12 protein-coding genes and 1 pseudogene are annotated in these 16,022 nt (G+C 59.6%); all 13 read right to left on the bottom strand.

What is annotated here, in order from left to right; all coding sequences use genetic code 11:
- Window position 1 precedes the first annotated feature (1 nt).
- The 13 genes and pseudogenes from TU80_RS21500 to TU80_RS21440 all read right to left on the bottom strand — a co-directional run bounded on the left by TU80_RS21500 (window position 2) and on the right by TU80_RS21440 (window position 15,997).
- Entirely contained in the window at window positions 2–739 is a 738-nt protein-coding gene (locus TU80_RS21500; RefSeq protein ID WP_057005357.1) for a TIGR03759 family integrating conjugative element protein, read from the bottom strand.
- A gap of 9 nt (window positions 740–748) precedes the next feature.
- Entirely contained in the window at window positions 749–1,405 is a 657-nt protein-coding gene (locus TU80_RS21495; RefSeq protein ID WP_057005356.1) for a hypothetical protein, read from the bottom strand.
- Window positions 1,402–1,986 (bottom strand): PFGI-1 class ICE element type IV pilus protein PilL2, encoded by a 585-nt coding sequence (gene pilL2, locus TU80_RS21490; protein WP_057005355.1) that lies wholly within the window; start codon window positions 1,984–1,986, stop codon window positions 1,402–1,404. The genes TU80_RS21495 and pilL2 overlap by 4 nt, the downstream gene beginning before the upstream one ends.
- A gap of 226 nt (window positions 1,987–2,212) precedes the next feature.
- Window positions 2,213–2,521, bottom strand: a complete 309-nt coding sequence (locus TU80_RS21485; protein ID WP_024718111.1) for a hypothetical protein — start codon at window positions 2,519–2,521, stop codon at window positions 2,213–2,215.
- Between the two features lie 449 nt (window positions 2,522–2,970).
- Window positions 2,971–3,798 (bottom strand): DUF932 domain-containing protein, encoded by an 828-nt coding sequence (locus tag TU80_RS21480; protein ID WP_057005354.1) that lies wholly within the window; start codon window positions 3,796–3,798, stop codon window positions 2,971–2,973.
- Window positions 3,799–4,061: 263 nt separating this feature from the next.
- Window positions 4,062–4,613 carry an STY4534 family ICE replication protein gene (locus TU80_RS21475; RefSeq protein ID WP_057005353.1) on the bottom strand — a complete coding sequence of 184 codons (552 nt, stop codon included), beginning with the start codon at window positions 4,611–4,613 and terminating at the stop codon, window positions 4,062–4,064.
- Between the two features lie 319 nt (window positions 4,614–4,932).
- Window positions 4,933–5,767 (bottom strand): annotated as a pseudogene (locus TU80_RS21470) (phosphoadenosine phosphosulfate reductase domain-containing protein).
- Window positions 5,768–5,898: 131 nt separating this feature from the next.
- Window positions 5,899–7,236: an IS4 family transposase gene (locus TU80_RS21465; RefSeq protein WP_082643881.1), complete on the bottom strand. Its 1,338-nt coding sequence runs from the start codon at window positions 7,234–7,236 to the stop codon at window positions 5,899–5,901.
- Between the two features lie 113 nt (window positions 7,237–7,349).
- A complete protein-coding gene (locus TU80_RS21460; protein WP_057005352.1) occupies window positions 7,350–7,712 on the bottom strand; it encodes a DUF3085 domain-containing protein in 363 nt (120 codons plus the stop codon).
- A gap of 83 nt (window positions 7,713–7,795) precedes the next feature.
- Window positions 7,796–8,596, bottom strand: a complete 801-nt coding sequence (locus tag TU80_RS21455) for a hypothetical protein (RefSeq protein ID WP_057005351.1) — start codon at window positions 8,594–8,596, stop codon at window positions 7,796–7,798.
- Between the two features lie 309 nt (window positions 8,597–8,905).
- A complete protein-coding gene (locus tag TU80_RS21450; RefSeq protein WP_057005350.1) occupies window positions 8,906–9,619 on the bottom strand; it encodes a DUF5983 family protein in 714 nt (237 codons plus the stop codon).
- Window positions 9,620–11,226: 1,607 nt separating this feature from the next.
- On the bottom strand, window positions 11,227–13,251 hold the full coding sequence (locus TU80_RS21445; RefSeq protein ID WP_057005349.1) for a DNA topoisomerase III: 2,025 nt from the start codon (window positions 13,249–13,251) through the stop codon (window positions 11,227–11,229).
- A 319-nt stretch (window positions 13,252–13,570) separates the two neighbouring features.
- Entirely contained in the window at window positions 13,571–15,997 is a 2,427-nt protein-coding gene (locus TU80_RS21440) for an ATP-binding protein (RefSeq protein ID WP_057005348.1), read from the bottom strand.
- Window positions 15,998–16,022 lie beyond the last annotated feature (25 nt).

Genomic DNA, 16,022 nt, shown 5'->3' with positions numbered 1-16,022 from the left:
GTCACTGCCGTTGCCATTGGCCATTGACCTGCCGCACAACGGCAGGCAGGTCCCCCGGCAGGCCCAAAGACAGCCAGCGACCGGCATCGTGGTTGAGCGTGATTGAACCGTTGCGTACGCGATCTGGATTGATCCTGGCGCGTTTTGCCCAGTCGCGAATGAGCGCGTCGTTGGCGCGGCTGCCAACCATGTAGAGGTCGAAGCCGACATCGGATACCTGCAACTGCTGAACCGCCAGGCCACAGGGCGCGCAGCCGTCCTTGATGAACACGGCGATGCGGTCGGTGCTGTTGGCTGTGGTGGAGGAATTGCGTGGAGTATGGCCGGGCAGGGTGACACGTTGCATGCCCGGGTGCAGGCGTTGCCAGGCGGCGTCGTAGGCCTGCTGGTATGCCAGCGTCTTTTCGACGCGGCGGGCTTCAACCTGAACCTGCAACTCGGCATAGCGGTCGCGTTCTTCCTCGGAGCGCGCTTCGATGCCGAGTGCGGTCAATGGGTCGAGGTTGGGCGAAAAAAGGCCCAGCGGTCCCTGCATCAATTGGCGATAGCGAGCCCATTCTTCCGTGTGCAACCCCCAGTCACGGGCCTGTTGTTCGTCGCTGACGCGTGAGGTCGCTGTTTGTTCCTCGCTGGGCGAGACGGTAGAGGCGATCGTGCGAGCGTTTTGTGCGATCACCGGAGAGTTAAAGAAGGCGATCAGGCTCAGCGTTAACGCGCGGAAAACAAGATTGCTGTTCATCCGGAGCCCCTATGGCAGCGTCAATCGATGCGTCTGACCGTCGTTCTCGCGCTGGAACACGGCGGTCTGGCCATCGATGGCTTGCAGGCGCCAGCCGCTGTCGGTCTCACCGGGACGCAGGACGCGCATCTCGGAAAAGGCGGCATTGCCAGTTGGCAGAATCGACAGGAATCGTTCGCCGCCGCGAAGCTCCGTTCCCATAACCGTGAACGGTAGGTTTGCTGTTTGGATTGGCTTTGTGGGGTGTGTCACACGGGTGCGCACCGGTACTGGAGTCGTCTGGTTGGGTTTATCCAGACGGGAGGTCAACTGGTCGATGCGTGTTTCCAGAGAAGACAGGCTGGCTGCTGTCAGACGCTGGTCGAGCCCGCTTTCGACGGCGGTCATTCGTTGCTCAAGTGTTTTGCTATCAGCCTCATAACGGGCTTGGGTCAAGGCGACAGGCCGTTTCTGCAGAACGTCGAGGCGCTGGTTCAGATCAGTCAGTCGGGCTTCCAAGGCAACAACCTGGCTGGCCTGAGCGTTGGCGCTGGCCTGGGTGGCCAGACTCGACAGTGAGACATGGTTGACGATCGTGGCTGCGCTAGTGAGGACCAGCCATGTGATACCTGCTGCACGCAACAGCATGCTGCGGGAAACGGCTGTGGTGGATTGAGATCCCGTCATGGCCTGGCCTCCGTTTTCAATGGAGGCCGCGCTATGCCGACAGGGGCGACTGGTCCGGATTGGGGAAGGGCGCCATCGGTGGTGGGCTGTGCTGCGTGTGTGAAGCAGATCCGGCGTGCGCCGTCGTCGACTTCCAGATCCCAGGCAGGACCGGCCAGCGTGAGCAGCGCATCACGCAACAACAGCGGACCCAGTCGGTAATGCGAAGCCGGTAGCGGGAGCGCATTCAGCGCTGCGATATCACTGCTGGAACACAACTGGTAGCCAGAACGGAGCAGGACATGACGCAGGGCGTCCCCAACGGTGGCTGTGCGTGTCTCGGGAACGGCCACATCGACGACCTGAAGCAGCAGGTCCTGTTGCGCTGATGCCGGGGCCAACTCGACCAGGGTGTACCGGCCATAACGCACCACCGGGATGAACTCCGGCATCCAGCGCGCGGACGCGCTGGGACCTTTCTTTGCGGGTTCTGCCGGAGTGGGCGGGGTAGGCGCGGATGCCGTCGTGCAACCGGCCAGAGCGGTTGTCATCAGCAGGCAGAGTAAGACCTTGCTGGGGTGATTTTGGCTGAATGCTGGCATCGGTCGATTCTCTGGAGCGTGGAACCGACACCATCGCCTCACAAGGCCGGTGCATCAGCAAACAATAGGATTCGCCGAGTCACCAGATTGATCATGGCCTTGGCCGCGCTCGGAAACTCTGCCTTAGGCCAAGGGGAACAGGGGCCGAGTTAGGCCCCCGGGCGGTGAAAAAAGTGACTGACCGGTACTGGCGACCGGAAGTCGGTAGATAATGGCAAGAGCGGCCTCAGCGTTCCGACGGTAGCCGGATCATGGTGGCACTGCGGTCGGCCTCGGACATGATGCTAAGGCTGATTTCGCGGGTGACCACGTAGAATGAATTGAGCTGCCCGTCGATCTTCAGCGCGGCGTTGTTGGCGTACCATGTCTCGTCGGAAACCTGGCCCCAGTCACCACGCGCATGACGTTGAAAGAACGGCATTGGATCAAGGCGACCTTCACGCATCAGGCGATCGACGCCCTTGCTGAAGATCAACGCGCCAACCGGAAACAACAGCTTGGAGTGGCGGCGGTGGTATCTGGATGAATGTGCCATGGAAGTTTCCTTGTTGAGGACCACAGCACCCTTGGGGGGATGGGCCCCAACAGGTGGATAAACCGACAATCTCGGCCTTCAGGGGGCAACTGCCTCGACGAGTAATTGAATGGTCGTGAGACTGCGTTGCTCGTCAGTGATAACCACCAACGCTAAATCACCACTGATGGCACGGTGCTCCTTGGGCGGAGAAGGGCTGCGCGGAGCGCAGATGTGGGAGGTATCGAAGGTTCATGCTAAAGCTCCTTTGGGATAAAGAAGTCGGTCCGTGGATGCGCAGTAGCGGTTGGATGGCGGATGCATGGGGCATGGTGATGTCCTTACGAAGAAGCAGGGACGGCACCAGCCCGCGAGGCCAGTACAGTCCCTTGGGGATTGAAGAGCGCTCTGGCAGGAGCGATGTGTGAGAATCGCTGACTCTGCCCGGAGTGGGCAAAGTCAGCGAGCGGTCAAGCTTTGAGCTGTCGCAAACCTTCGGCCAGCAACCACAATGCCCGATTGAGGCGTACGTTTTGATCGATGCCTTGCACCGGGCGTGTGCGTTGATGACGACCGTTGGCAGTCCGGCCGGACAGACCTCCTTTGACCAGATTTTCCTGTACTCGGTTAAACACCGACCACAGATCCGTGCGTTGGTCATCGAACCGGCGTGTCGCCAACACCTGGCTTTCAGTGATCGGCAGCACCTTGTCCGGGCTGTCGTACTTGAGCATCAGTGCCGAGCGCGCAAAGACCTCTGCTTCGCCATCGTCGAGCGTGATAGCTCGCATGGCTTCGTGGGAGTCCTGTACTTGGTCGAAGCCACGCAGGACTTCATAGGCGCCCTCGATGACATGTTCCGTCACGTTGCCCTTGTGAGGCACACGGACGTCACCGACGATGTTGCCGCACACCAGACCGTTTTGGCAGACAAAGCGGAACATACCCGCCAGCATCTGATAGCTGCTCGTACCGTCGTGACTATTGAGCAAGATAATTTCATTGGCCTCTTTGCCATTGATCTGGCTCGCATGACGAAGCCGGAGCATGTGCTTGGTGAATTCACGACGGTCTTCGTGACGCACGCGGGTCTGGCACACCATGAAGGGCTCGAACCCTTCATCGCGTAGTTTCGCCAGTACAGCGCAGGTCGGTATGTAGCTGTACCGCTCGGAACGGCTTTCATGCGGGTTTTCCGCGAAGATGGAAGGGGCGACTGCGCGGATCTGGTCATCCGACAGCGGATGATCAGCACGTAGCACGGGGGAACGTGATGCAAAACGAGAGGCAAGTTGCATGACAAACTCCTTGAAAATTGAGCAGCCGACAACGACTGGCTAGGAGCCAGGCGAGCACGAGTGCATAGGACAAAAAGCCCCGCGATGCAGGGGCTGGACGAAAATTGGCAGGAAGAAGCCTATCTGCATGTCGGTCGTACCGATGCGGATGGATACGCCAATGGCGTAATAACCCATTAGGCAATGAAGGAAGGCCGGGGCTTATGTTGGCCCGATATCAACCGCACGAGGGTTGAATCGAAGGACCACCCCGGCGTTACGGATCAGAACGACTCGGCCAGTGCCGGTGTTTGTGCATCGGTGGCTTTGTCGACAGGTTCTGCAACAGGCTCGGAGGTTTCCGAAGCGGGTGCTTCTTGGCTGACAGGCGTTTCGGAAGCCGCAGGGGCTTGCGATTTGCTTTCATCGGCCTTGGTCGATTTCGGCTCGGCCTTGTAAACCAAAGTACTGTCGACCTTGATCCAACTGATGAACAGCAGACGGGCCTTGAGGCTCACTCCCTGTTCGCCTGCACGTTTACCTTTGGTGTAGGTGAACGTATCAGCCCACAGGTCGCTGAGTCGGAACCCGATCATCACTTTCTTCTCCGCCTCGACGGCCTCGATGCAGCGACGAACCAGGTGTTGTGCTTCCGAGCCCGATACGCGCGTATCAAAACGCACGTACGAGACGTCGTCGCTCGGACCATTGAGCGCTGCGATATCGCAGGCCAGGAACGGATCACCTTTCTTTGGCTTCACTTCGCGAACGCGATTGAGATAACCGAGGCCGGTGATGTGAAGATCGAAAAAGGTTTTTTCGGATGAAGTGGTCATGGTGAATCTCCAGACTTGCAGGACAAGAGTGCGGAGACACACCGACCCGGACGGGAGGTGTGTAACCCCCGCGTGGGTTGATGGATCCTGGGATCCGGTACAACTAGACTGGCATCACCATCGAAGACTCGATGGGCGTTCGCATCTGGGATGCCGAGTGCGAACTGGATTGATCAACGCGGACGGAACCGCGCCGTAGTCTTGAAGATCGTGACCACCTGGGCATGTTGCTGACAACGTCAGCGGAACACGGCTGTAACGTGGCACCCGTGCGATGTGCCCGCTACCGGAAATCGGTACTGGCGCGCATCCCCATTGTTCAGTCACCACAAAAACAGGCGATGGACGCTTCGTCGGAATCGAGCATGTCGCGCTGGTGGGCGGTGAATCGGGCTAGGTCGGCATAGCTCGGGTCATCGTGGCGAAAGCGCGCGCCGCTGGGTTTGCTGGCAAGATTCAAAGACTCCATACGTATCCACCAGACGGCGGACCCCGGTTTGGCCTTGATCAGTGCCAGCCGCTGTCCCTGTGGCTTGAGAAAGCACAGGTCGCAGTTGCCTTCGAGCGTGCGGCCGTTCACGGTCAGCAATTCCAGATCGAAGGGCTGGGCCTGCCAGAAGGCGGTCACCTCGCGCACGCCAGCCTCGGCCAACGGCATGCACATCGTCTCTCGCTGGACTCTGTGGAATGACTGCGCGTCCTGATCTTCGCCACGCGGTGCTGCTCGTCAGCCCGGATGCCGATGAACTGATCCCAATCGGTCCAACCCAAACTGCTTACGAACTTGTGCATTGCACGGATTTTCAGGGAGGTGGTGCAACCCAGAGCTACCGGGTTGGGCAGGTGCTGGCGCTTGCGGATTAGCGCCTCGAAGGGTTCGCCTTGCCGGCTGGCGTTTGCGAAATTGACCACCGCGAAGCCGGGCAACGCATCGCGATATTCGAGCCATTGGATCGGCACCTGCCACCGTACGCTGCACTCGCGTACGAAACGCAGCGTGGCCTCCACTTCCTTGCCGGTGTTGGCGAAGCAGACTACGGTATCCGCAGGCAGGCCCGCATTGGCTGCAGCACTCGCCACAGCATGTAGGCGCTGGTGCGACCGCCGCTGAAACTGATACAGGTGGGTTGGTCAATCTTGAATGGGTCGCGCATGTGAGCTGTCTCCAGGCTGGCGTGCCGGCAGGCACCGACGACAGAAGGAACTCCTTGTGAAAGGAACGAGAGACAGGCATGCGGTCACATGGCCGTTGTTCAGAAAAGGCCCCCGGATGGAGCAATGCTGTTCACTTAAGCGGAGCAGCGTTGCGATCCACTGGATATCGGGTTTTAGACATCTTCACTGCCCTGGGTCTCGACGGCCTGGGGCATTTTTTTATGAACAGCGTGCCGATGCTGCCGCGCAGCTCCTTCAATCTTCGTGGTGTGTGCGAGGGCGACAACACCGCTGCCATAACAACCAAGTGGCTGGCAATAAACTGGCAGGCAAATTTGAAACTGATCTCGCAAGGCGCCCGCTGGTGGGCCACGGCGGCCTGACTGGCTTCTCTACGCACGACGTTGTAACCGAGTAGCAATCCCCACAACTCCTGATACACCAAGTCCACGGTTTTGCTTCGAAGCGTCAAGGCGTTGTCCTGCATTGAACTTTTGATATCCCTGAACCCCAGTTCAATTTCCCAGCGTTCGTGGTACAGCGTAGCCACTTGTTCAGCACTGAACTGCTCGGAGGGCAAAGAGGTGAATACCGTTTTCTCTTTTCCTTGGATTTCGTAGGTCACCGCTCGAACCTGCCAGTGCTCCGGCAGCGTCGGATTTTTCTTTCGAGCCTGAGGCGAGACGCGCATTTGAAGAAGGCGATCCCCGTCGCCGTACCGCAGCAGTTCTGTGGACACAAGGCCTTTTCGCTCTGGAATAAGCCAGTGCCGATTGGCCGCACCGTTCTGGATGTTCAATAGCAAGTCGGCGCTGAAGAACCCTTTATCCAGCAAGGTGACCGAGTGAGCGGGAATCGCCTCGACAAACTCGGCAGCCAAGGGGATTTCCCCGCGACGATATGGACTGATGGCCGCATTGGCGAGTACATGAGAACGGACATTCATCAAGGCCACCAGACGCAGGACCGGGTACGGTGTTTGTCGTTCGCTGGAGGTATTGCCTGCCCCGAAGTGATCACGCAGTTGCGGTGTTTCCTGGGTTCGAAACAACGCACCATCGACGGCAAAGACTTGCAGTTCATGCCAGTGGTCTTTCGGGTAACGCTCATAACCCCAGACATTTGCGCACTGCTGGAAGAGCCACGAAGCGGGTTCTTTACCCAGACGCTGCCTGGCTTTGGAGAGAGCGCTGTTGGCCAGAAGCACTTCGTTGGCCAAGCCCTTGGAGCAGATATTAAGGCGGCGAGCGACCTCGGCAATCGGTTCGCCGCGAAAGAAAGCCATGCCCACCACCAGCCATAAAACCAGGTCGGAAGGTAATCGGCGACGGCGAATGCTGGCTTGCTCAGCTAATGTCGCCGCAGCCTCTATCCATTCCACTGGGATGTGTTCCGCCAAGACATCCAATCGAGCAAGGGACTGTCCGGCAGTTTCCAAAACAGTGTTCAAATCCTGGGCAATAGACAAAAAAAATCCGGAATCCTTATCGAATTCCGGATTTTCCAGCGGTTCAAGGATTAGTCAACAATCCTTAAGTGAACAGCATTGCCCGGATGGAGGCCTTGTGATCAGGTGGTGAGCTAGCCTTTACCAGGCTTGGACGCAACGGCTTGCAGCGAAAGCTGTGTCGGCGTGGCCGACAACTCAAGATCGTCTTCACTGTTGAGGATGCGGGTGAAGACAGCATCGTGAGGATCAAGAAACTCCCCGAAGTCATCCCCGCCAAGCTCGGTGCGGGCGAGTTCCCACCAGTCATCGAATGGATCGATGTCGGGATCGCAGCCAACGGCGTAGGCCAGCAGTTTTTGCTGCCCATCGGGTGTACGCTCGCCGAACTCGGCCAGGAAATACACCCCATGATCCTTGGCGAGGATGAGGCGGCCCTTGTGAGCGATTGCCTCGGCCAGCACGGGACGCAAATTTGTACCTTTGAATCGCAACATGGTGGTCTCCATTGCTTGAGGAAAATGCCTCCCGCCAGGAAGGCAGGAAGCTGGACAGGTAAGGAGTGGTGTTGGTCGACTGATCAATGCCGGATCGGCTTGCGCCCGTCCGACAGGATTTCCACCTGGATCTGCCGCCAATGCCCGTCGTCGATCAGGTGTTCCAGCGTTTCGCCGAGCATGTCGAAGTACACCTCGTCCACGCGCTGGATGAGTTCATCAGCGTGGCGCAACTCCACGGCGTAATGGTCGCCGGCACGGTCATAGAGCACCGTGACGCGGCCCTGGAATTTCTCCGTGGAGACCGTGAAGCTGATCGCGGGTGGCGTTTCGATGATGTTGTTGGGCAACGGGTCGACCCAGGTGAAATCCCTGGCCTTGGCATCCACCAGGAGGTGGGTGATGCGCCGGAAACCATCGGGAGCGGGCAGTTGCTCCAGTTGATGAACGAGTTCCTGCAACTCCGGGCAACGCAGTTCAGGGGCCGGCAACTTGGCCGGTGCTGATCCGAGAATGTGTGTCTTCACCGTGTATGGAGTGCCGTCTGAGGCTACTTCTGTGCGCTCTTCGGGCGTATCCGCGCGAAGACCGTCGAAGCGGCGACGAACATAGGGTTGGACTTGTACCTTGGTGCCTTCGTCGGGTTCCTGGCTCACCTGGTGGCGATCCAGTACGGCGAATTCGGCACGACCGATCTTGACCACAATGACCTGATCGGTCTTGGCGACAATTTTGCCCTCGAAGGGCTGCGGGTCCATACGGACGCCGAGCGAGGATTCCTGCGGAAGGTCTTCGTAGATGCGGAACTTGAAGCTGCGAACATTGCGCGGAACATGGGCCGACACCAACGCTGGTATCTGCGTGCGAATGGACGAGTGATCCATGGGGAGACTCCTTTGAGGAAAACAAGGGACTCCTGCCCGCAAGGGAGGGTATCCCTTGGGGGGTGGGTAAATAGATGCTGCGTGCATCAGGGAGCACAGTGACCAGCGCGCAAAGCCGCACCGAAGTCTTGAAGGTCTCGACTACCTGGGATGGTGCCGGCTACGCCAGCAAACCTGTGCGCAGAATGACATCGCCACACGGCGGTAGGCCCGCGTCAATCGGCAACCGGCGTGCCCCGCATTTGTCGTTTCATCCGAGCAGAAAAAAGCCCCTCGGTTGAGGGGCTAGAAGGTATGTCGTGGCAAGGGTCATTCTTCGTACAACGGCAAGCCGTCGAGTACCGGTGCGTCGGCGTCGAAGATCAGGATGCGGACATAAGCCTGCGCGGCCAGAAGAAGAACATTCACCAGCGACTCCGGCATGCCTTTGTCGCATTGCTCCTGCCGCAACTGCTCGGCGGTGATGCCTTCGACGTACTGCAGGTTGGCATCGGTCCAGGGCGTGGCAATCACCTTGACGCCGATCGCCGGGCTGTATGGGATCCGGAAAGCGACGAACAGAAAACCGATCGGCGTGGCGATGTCTGCAAGCTCTGTCAGGTAGCAACCCGCTTCTTCGGTGATGTGCGCCGTACTGATTTCCCAGCATCGGCTGTAGAAGCCAGTCTCAAAAGTCAGGCGCCGTACAACTTCCCGCGCGTCCTCAGCGGCGTAGGTATCGCCGATGTGGATGGGCTGCCCGGCATCGCCGCCGAGGACGGCGTAGACCACCGAGCGGACGATTCCTTCGGTTTGGCACTGTGCCTCAAGGTCGTCGCCGACCTCCTGGCCTTCCGTGATCAGCGCGAAGTCGTTGCACAGGATGCAGGGAAACTGTGCGATTTGATCGTCCAGAAGGTGTGCTTGGCTGGGATGAAGTCGCCGCCATACGGGCGGGCTGTCGTCTTCATAGGTGATGCAGAGAGTTCGAACGACATGCAGGTTTTGGTAGCCTCGGATGAAAGGATTGGGAGTCTGAGACATGGTATTTCTCCAGCAGAGGTTAGGCGGAGCCCATCCCCAACTGGGGATCGGGTCCCAGTGGGTGAATAAATGCTGGTGCTTCAGTCGAAGCACTCAGCGTTGGAGGTATCAAGCAGAAGCTGCGCAACGTGCGCTCGCAGGATCGCTTGAATATGCAGGTCGGAGATGCCGACAAGTAGGCTCACCGTCTAGCGCTTGAGTAGGCACGATGTTTCATCGATCTGGTTCTGCAGCACGGCCTCGCGCAGTTGTTCGCCGAGATTCAGTGCCTGTGTTGAGTCGTGGGTGGAATATCACCTCGTTGCTGATGACGCAGCCATGGCCGCCGAACTCGAACAGTCGTGATTTGCTGCACAGTGCCATGGGAGCCTCCAGAAGACGATGCGCCATAGGCGCGGTGGATTGAATTCGCGTACGCCGACACGACGGCAGTTCTGAACTGGTCAGTGCCATGCGTCGAATGAAGAAACGCGGGGTTGCGCGGGAATGAAGAGCATCGGCGCTAGGTGTGGCGCACGTCCGCGTAAAACGATGCGAAGCGGACTGGATCGGTCTACGTGGAACCTCCACGTCGCAGCCTGAGGACCGTGGCTGCTGGCATGGTGCTGACCGGAGTTAGCAACAGATGGTGGCAGAATGGCAAAGCGGCTTCATGGCGTCTGCCGACAATGGGCTTTTTGCGCGCCCCTGTTATTGCAAGACCTGTTGCAGGTGTCGTCCGAGCTAGGCCGCAAGGCACGGCCATTGAGTTGCCAATGGCTTTGCAGCGAGGTGCACGCGATACGGCACCAGGGTGTAGTCGTCCGGTATGCCTTAAAGGCGGCGGCACTCCTTGGGCATTAGCCAGAGCCCCCGTCATTGGTACCTGTCCGCTGTGCCGGGGTATTCCCGTAGTAGCAGAAATAGGGTTTCATAGTTCGGCACCGGTATGGGGCTTTCGTCATCATTACCGGAGCTGACGCCTAATTATGGCGACATGCCACTCTCCCTGTTCGGCGGCCAAGTTCATGACTTTGATGCGGCGGCACACGCTGCCGTACCGAAGGGGTTGAAGGTGCATGTGTCCATCTTCTGTTCTGGTTGTGGCGAAGTCACCCGGTTCTGGACAGGTCGCAGGCAGACGGCGTTCAAGATGCGGAGAGGAACAAGGCGCTGGAGGCAGTACGCCTCCAGCGGGGGACAGGGATACCACCTGTGGCTGTCGCAGGGACTCTGGCCGTCGTCAACGCCTGTCGCTGGAGCAGATCGCACCCGACCCGTTTCGTGGCTGGGGTCGATATCTTTCGGCGCACATCCGCGCACAAAAGGAGCCCGTTGTTTCACCGGCGGGCACCGGGGGAGAACACCGTCGTCCCCGAAGGGTCTCCTGGCATCTCGCGCGCAAGGCGCCAGGAGACCCTTCGGGCCGGACGTAGAGAGTGCCGATCAACAGGCCGTGCATCCGGCCGGGCAGGAAAGCACCTTCAATCCTCCCGACGACACGAGCCGCTGGAGAGGTACATGCCATTGCAGAAGGCGGGGGCATGCTTGGGATGCCCCGCGGGTAGCGGGGCCATTCCTGACAACCGCTGGAAAACGCGGCTGGGGCAGGACGTGTCTGGCAGGCGTCAGGAAGCTCTGGGAGCGGTCCGCCGCTTGCGCGAAGCGGCTTGCTTCCCATCGAACGATTCGAACGGTACGGTGCCTTTACAGTCAGGATAACGGTTGCACGACCAAAAAGGACCGGTTTTGCCGGTGCGCTGCCGCGTCGCTGCACCACACAATGGGCAAGCTGGACCTTCGGGAATCTGGATGGACAAGATGATGTCACGGTACTGTTGCACCAGTTGCGTGATCCAGACCGATTGCTTCTCGATGAAGGTGTCCAGGGTCAACTGACCGGTTTCGATCATGTCCAACGCCTGTTCCCAAATGGCGGTCGTGCCCGGGTCGGCGATGGCCGCTGGAACTGCGTCGATCAGGGTGAAAGCCGCCTCGGAGGCGCGGACGGATCGGCCTTTTTTGATCAGGTAGCTTCGGCCCAGCAAGCCGTTGATGATGTTTGCACGGGTGGCCTCTGTGCCGATGCCCGTGGTTTCCTTCAACTTCTGCTTCAGGTGTGGGTCGGTCACCAGTTTGGCGACACCCTTCATGGCTTTGATCAACTCCCCCTGCGTGAACGGCTTGGGTGGCAGTGTCTTCAGCGCTTTCAGATCGACAGAGTGGACCTGGCAATGTGTGCCCTCGGATAGCAGCGGCAGGATCTGGCTACGTTGGGTGGGCTCGTCGTCCGTATTGTCGGGTGCTGCTGGTCCGCTGTTGATTAGCGCCAGGCGCCATCCCAGGACGGCAACCTGCTTACCCGTCGCCTGCAGTGTCTGGCCGCCGGCTGACAAGGTGGCGACTGTTCTGTCGAACTCATGGTGAGGCAGAAACTGCGCCAGGTAATGCGAACGGATGAGCCCATAAACGGCCTGCTCCTTCTCCGACATGGCAGAAAGGTTGGTCGGCTCCAGCGTGGGAATGATGCCGTGGTGAGCAGTGACTTTCGCATCGTTCCAGGCGCGTGAGCGTTGGGTGCGGTCGAGTTGGTCGATCAAGGGGCGCAGGCTGGGATCAGTTGCGAGGATGGCGTTGAGTACCGTCGGCACATCGGCCAGCATGCTCTCCGGCAGGTAGCCGGAGTCCGAACGGGGATAGGTGGTCGCCTTGTGCGTCTCGTACAGCGATTGCGCGATGTCCAGTGTCTCCTGAACGTCGAGAGCAAACTGACGCGAGCAGACTTCCTGCAGCGTGCTGAGGTCGAACGGGAGAGGCGCGACTTCGCGGACCCGCTCGGTTTCCACCGACAGCACCTGCGCCTCACGAGTGCCGCCGATTTGGCTTACTGCCTGCTGGGCCGTTCGTTGGTCCAGGCACCGACCTGCAGCATCGGTGGTGGCATCGTGCGGCATCCAGTTTGCGGTGAAAGAATTGCCGGCGTGCGATAGCTGCACTTCGACGGACCAAAACGGAACAGACACGAACCGGGCGATCTCGCGGTCGCGATCAACCACAAGACGCAGCGTCGGCGTCTGCACACGACCGACTGAGAGGACGCCCTGGTAGCCGGCTTGGCGGCCGAGCACCGTGAACAACCGGCTGAGGTTCATGCCGATCAACCAATCGGCGCGAGAGCGGGCGAGTGCCGAGTAATACAGCGGCAGGGTCTCGCTCGATGACTTGAGCGCGTCCAGTGCCTTGCGAATGGAGGCGTCATTCAGTGCCGACAGCCACAGCCGTTGAATGGGACCACAGTAGCCGCACAGCTCGATGATTTCGCGGGCAATCATCTCGCCTTCGCGATCAGCATCGGTGGCAATCACCAGTTCGGTGGCCTGTCCGAGCAACTGTTTGACGACCTTGAATTGCGCGGCAGTGGAGGCCTTGACCTCGCTGCGCCAGCGCTCGGGAAGAATGGGAAGCTGTTCAATGGACCAGCGCTTGTACTGCTCACCGTAGGCTTCCGGTGGTGCCGCCTCGATCAGGTGACCGATGCACCAGGTCACGACAATTCCTGGTCCGTTGTAGCAGCCAGTTCCGCGCTGTTTCGCACCCAGCACACGCGCGATGTCTTTACCCTGCGAAGGCTTCTCGCACAGATACACGCGCATGCAACCTCCTCGGAAATAGCGTGGTGTCCATCGAATGAGCACCAGCATGTCCGGGGAGACCGCGAGAGACCGCAAACAAGGTGGACTCGACAATAACCGGCTTGTTGGCCCTGGGAGGCAAGATTGCGGCAGTTGAATCCAGGGTCGTTTAGGCGATCGTCAGAGCAGGCGCTTCGTTTTGGGCGCGCACGTGGAACTCAGTGGACGTCCATGGCGCTATACCCTGGGTATAGCGGTGTCCGCTGGAAGCCGGTACTTGGCAGGCCGATAGGCGCTGGCGAATTGAGGGCGACCATCGGTTGCTACAGCCGCCCCCGGATCAGGCATCCGGCCCTTCACGCCATTTCAGATAATCACCAACACAAAAGAAGCCGGCAGCGGCCGCATTGCGCTCGAGCGTCCATGCTGTCTCGCCGGGACGGATCAGTGCCTGCAGGTCTTCGGATAAATGCGCTGTCGGGCCATCACAAGAAGCTCCTTGACGACCATCGGGCGGGTCGACTTCTTCGAGGTCGCCGTCTTCAAGTTCGTCATCGCCAGAGTACTCCTGGTCGTCAGCCTCCCAGGGCTTTGCAGCCCACAGGGCATGAAGCTCTTCATCGCTCAGATCCTCGCGCAGCAAGTAGCACAGTGCGTCAGGATGGAGCTCTTGGACCTGTACATTGAACAGTGTGGCGAATCGACGCCGTGCAGCCTCTTTGGCCCCGGCCTGGGCTTTCTCATAGGCTTCGATCTCGGCCCAATACGTGGCCTCTTCCTCGTCGTACTGGATCTGCGCTGAGGTACATTGCGCCGTGTCAACCCGGTGCTGCGCCTCGATGAGCTTCTGGTCAGCCTCGGCACGCGTCAGGACATTCGGCCAGTTGGGTGCCGGGGAATCGGTGCCAACCACAGCAAGAAGCGTGTTCTGGTAGTCGATGAAGGCCATATTTTCGCCAGGAACCGGGTCGACGACGACAGGATCGTTGCTGATATCTTCGATGATCGGCGGAAGGCCGCGTTTCTCCCGACCGCTGCCGGCACGGTCGACCAGATAACGTTCACGCCAGGCCTCGCCACGCGCGCGCTTCCCGTCACCCTCCAGGCTCATGGTGTACTTTATTAGCCACATGTGCATGTAGCGCTGGCGTTGCTCGCTGTGTTGCAGGGCGAGGTCATGGAAGCGCTGATAGAACGCTTCATCGTGGCCGCAGTCGAGGCTGTCGCCTTCGTGGGCAACCTCGTGCTCGATGAGAGAAAAAATATAGGCAGCGCTCCTGAGCGGACTGGACTTGAGCCGTTTCACAAGGGTGACGTCGACGGCGATGTAGCTGCTGCCGTCGGTCCACGCCTCGGCGATGTTGGACTGCCCGAGAAGAATGTGCAGCGATTTACCCTCACGGACCTGCCCCCCGTACGCAGGCCGGCCACCCGTGCACAGGGCGGCGTAGTGATGCAGGCACCAGCGTAAAGCGGTCCAGGCGCGCCGTGTTTCCCGATCGAGCGCGTCTTTCTCCGTCAAGATATGGGTCCGCTCAATGAACGCGTCGCGCAGTGTTGAAAACGCGAGCAAGTCCGGAACGTAGAGGCCGTTCAGCCACCAGTACGGTGTGCCGTTCTGCTCCACGTCGTGGCGCAGGTTGGCATGGACCCGAATGATGCAGTCGAGAAAATCCTGTGCGTTGTAGCAGCCGAAGCGGTCGAGCGTGGTGGGGTGAACAATCACGGCGATACCTTCGCGGGCGATGGTTTCCCCCTTCGGGACCTCGAAGGCGTTGTCTACGACCGCGAACCTGCCGCCTTGCCGCTGGTTGTGGCTATAACGGCATTTGCGCAGAAAGTCCTCTAACGACACGTGCCGCTTGCCGGGCAGAAGCGTGACGACCTCTTCCCGAGAGTAGATCTGGACGATGTTGGCATCGCCCGAAAGCAAGGCCCGCGCGGATTTTTCACGGCGAGCCTCGGTTTTGCGGTGGTCACCAAGACGGGACGCCATCTGGTCAGCCATCTGGCCAAATTGCCTGGCAATTGATTTCCACGCCGAGCAGGTCTTGCGCAGGATTTCGGTGCGGGAGACGTTCAGGCCGATGGCCTTTTTGGAAACGATGAGGCCGCCTGCACCCCACAAATGCGCGGGATCGTGACGCACCAGTACGCCCTGGTTGTAGATGGAAACGGCGCCGTCCGCTTTCACCCGATACCAGGCGAACTCGTCCTCGGCATCCCAGTGCTCGGTGCGGGGATCGCGGGTGATGCGCTGGCCATTCAGCTCAACGCTGACGGGGGTGTAACGCACCAGGTCCCGAACCTCCTGGATGGCCGACATCAGCTCCACATCACTCAGGACTTCGTACCAGTCGCCAGAGATCGAACAGCCCGGCGACGCGTCCTGGAGGTCGTCCAGATCGTAGTGATAGCCCATCGCACGTGTATCGACGGTCATCCTCCAGGCATTGGAGCGCCAGACTGTCTTGGCATGCGCCATGATCTGGCCGCGCCCGAGGCGGAAACGGCCGTAGGTGGCGTCGCCTTCATCGTGTGGCGTGCCGAACCGACCGAAGTACCGAACGACATCGTCGCGGCTGGCAAAGCCCTGGCCGTCGTCGCTGCAGGTGAAGCCACTACGGGTCAGTGAAAGATGCACAGAGCTGGCCCTGGCGTCGACCGAGTTCATCAGCAACTCGATGAGGGCTTTGCTGATGGAGCCCGCCTGGCTGTAAATGATGTGATGGATGATCTGCGGATCGAGCTCGAATGGCAGACGCATGGACCCTCCTTGTAGCGTTAGGTCA

It is taken from the genome of Pseudomonas veronii, assembly GCF_001439695.1.
Taxonomy (GTDB): Bacteria; Pseudomonadota; Gammaproteobacteria; order Pseudomonadales; family Pseudomonadaceae; genus Aquipseudomonas; species Aquipseudomonas veronii.
This window is presented reverse-complemented; position numbering and strand designations above follow the sequence as displayed.

What these genes read in the sequence shown, in the direction of transcription:
- pilL2 (WP_057005355.1), bottom strand. Translation starts at nt 1,986, where the DNA reads ATGCCAGCATTCAGCCAAAATCACCCCAGCAAGGTCTTACTCTGCCTG.
- TU80_RS21460 (WP_057005352.1), bottom strand. Translation starts at nt 7,712, where the DNA reads ATGTTGCGATTCAAAGGTACAAATTTGCGTCCCGTGCTGGCCGAGGCA.
- TU80_RS21445 (WP_057005349.1), bottom strand. Translation starts at nt 13,251, where the DNA reads ATGCGCGTGTATCTGTGCGAGAAGCCTTCGCAGGGTAAAGACATCGCG.
- TU80_RS21480 (WP_057005354.1), bottom strand. Translation starts at nt 3,798, where the DNA reads ATGCAACTTGCCTCTCGTTTTGCATCACGTTCCCCCGTGCTACGTGCT.
- TU80_RS21440 (WP_057005348.1), bottom strand. Translation starts at nt 15,997, where the DNA reads ATGCGTCTGCCATTCGAGCTCGATCCGCAGATCATCCATCACATCATT.
- TU80_RS21475 (WP_057005353.1), bottom strand. Translation starts at nt 4,613, where the DNA reads ATGACCACTTCATCCGAAAAAACCTTTTTCGATCTTCACATCACCGGC.
- TU80_RS21485 (WP_024718111.1), bottom strand. Translation starts at nt 2,521, where the DNA reads ATGGCACATTCATCCAGATACCACCGCCGCCACTCCAAGCTGTTGTTT.
- TU80_RS21455 (WP_057005351.1), bottom strand. Translation starts at nt 8,596, where the DNA reads ATGGATCACTCGTCCATTCGCACGCAGATACCAGCGTTGGTGTCGGCC.
- TU80_RS21450 (WP_057005350.1), bottom strand. Translation starts at nt 9,619, where the DNA reads ATGTCTCAGACTCCCAATCCTTTCATCCGAGGCTACCAAAACCTGCAT.
- TU80_RS21495 (WP_057005356.1), bottom strand. Translation starts at nt 1,405, where the DNA reads ATGACGGGATCTCAATCCACCACAGCCGTTTCCCGCAGCATGCTGTTG.
- TU80_RS21500 (WP_057005357.1), bottom strand. Translation starts at nt 739, where the DNA reads ATGAACAGCAATCTTGTTTTCCGCGCGTTAACGCTGAGCCTGATCGCC.